General features: G+C 68.2%; 1 protein-coding gene. It reads left to right on the top strand.

Features of this window, described 5'->3' with window-relative positions:
• Positions 1-75: 75 nt before the first annotated feature.
• Complete coding sequence (gene hpnE / locus ACFWF3_RS35235; protein ID WP_379318454.1) at positions 76-1,440, top strand: hydroxysqualene dehydroxylase HpnE; 1,365 nt, start codon at positions 76-78, stop codon at positions 1,438-1,440.
• Positions 1,441-1,621: the final 181 nt, after the last annotated feature.

The raw sequence follows: 1,621 nt of genomic DNA, 5'->3' as shown, positions 1-1,621 counted from the left end.
GCTCGACCGCTGAGTGTTCGGTGATCCCGGACGATTCCACCGATAGAAAGAGAGAGTTCGCGCTACATTGTCTCAATGGTGGACGTGAACGACGCACGCCGGTTCGTTGTCATCGGGGGTGGGCTGGCCGGGCTGGCCGCCGCCGTATGGCTGGCGGAAGCCGGTGAACAGGTGACCCTGCTGGAGCGGCGAGGTCGGCTCGGCGGCCGCACGCAGGCGATGCGGGTCGCCGAGGTGGACGACCTCGCCGACAACGGCCAGCACGTGGTGGCCAGCGGGTACCGGAGCCTGTGGCGGTATCTGGAGAGCGTGGGCACGCGGCACCACGTGGAATTCCCCGGCGCGGGGAGCCTGCGCTGGCCGGGTGGTCGCGCAGTCATGTTGCACACCAAGGGTTTCGCGGCCGTGCGCACACTGATGGGTGCGCATCCCGACGCGGGACCGCTGGAGCGGCTGCGTGCGCTGCGTTCCGCGCTCACCTTGGTGCGCCAAGCGCTGTGGCAGCCTGCCTACCTCGCCGACATCACCACCGACGAGTGGTTCCGGCGGCTGGCGATGCCGCCGAAAGCGCGCGAGGCCCTGTGGGATTGGCTCGCGCTCGGCATCGCCGCGGAACCGGTGGACAGGGAGTCGGCGAAGGTGTTCGCCGACGTGCTGGCCACCGGGGTCCGGATCGGGATGCGGACGCGCACAGGCGTGACGATCGGCTACCCCACCGTGGATCTGGACACCCTCTACATCGCCGGTGCCGAGAAGGTTTTCGAACGCCACGGGGTCGACGTGCGCTACCGGGCGGTGGCCCGCAAGGTCGTCATCGTCGACGGCAAGGCGACCGGGGTGCAGCTGGCGGACGGCTCGGTCGTCGACGCCGACGCGGTGATCTGCGCGGTTCCGAACACCAATATCGGCGGGCTCCTCGACGACCTGCCCGAACACGCCGAAATCTACGCTGCCGCAGACAAACTGGGTTTCACCCCGATTGTGAGCACGAACCTGTATCTGGACCGGCCGCTGAAAACCAAGTCGGCCATGGAGGCGCTGATCGGCGGCACCGGAGTGATCGATCAGGTCTTCGACCGGCAGCGCATGCATCAGCGCGCGCCCGATGGCACCTGGCTGTACTGCCTGACGACCAGCGGCGCCTACGAGCAGATCCACAAGAGCAACAGCGAGATCGTCGCCGAGCAAATGGATCTCATCCGCCGCTATTACCCGGAAGCCGCCGACGCTCAGGTCGTCACCGGCCATGTGGTGAAGATGCCGAAGGCGACCTTCTCCCAGGTTCTCGGCACCGACAACCTGCGCCCCGACCAGCGCACCTCGGTCCCGAACCTGATGCTGGCCGGCGATTGGACCCGCACGGACTGGTGCGCCACGATGGAAAGCGCCGTCCAGAGTGCCGAACGCGCCGTCGAAGCGCTGCTCGCGCAGCCGGAGTAGACCGGCCGCGCTAGTCGAGGGCCCAGGTGACGCGGACGCTTGCGCCGACTTCGGTTTCGCCGGGGACCACGGGAACCGGGGAGCCGGCCCGGGCCATCAGCATGGGGGAGGAGTCCATTTCCGCGCTGATGTCGTAGGCCCGGGACGTCGGCGGCGAGGTGTCCTCGGTGATCTGGAGGAC

This window comes from Nocardia sp. NPDC060220 (assembly GCF_042727815.1).
GTDB lineage: Bacteria > Actinomycetota > Actinomycetes > Mycobacteriales > Mycobacteriaceae > Nocardia.
Note: the sequence above shows the minus strand (reverse complement) of the source record. Positions and strands in the feature narration are given on the sequence as shown.

Coding starts and splice junctions, on each gene's coding strand:
- hpnE (WP_379318454.1), top strand. CDS start 76: ATGGTGGACGTGAACGACGCACGCCGGTTCGTTGTCATCGGGGGTGGG.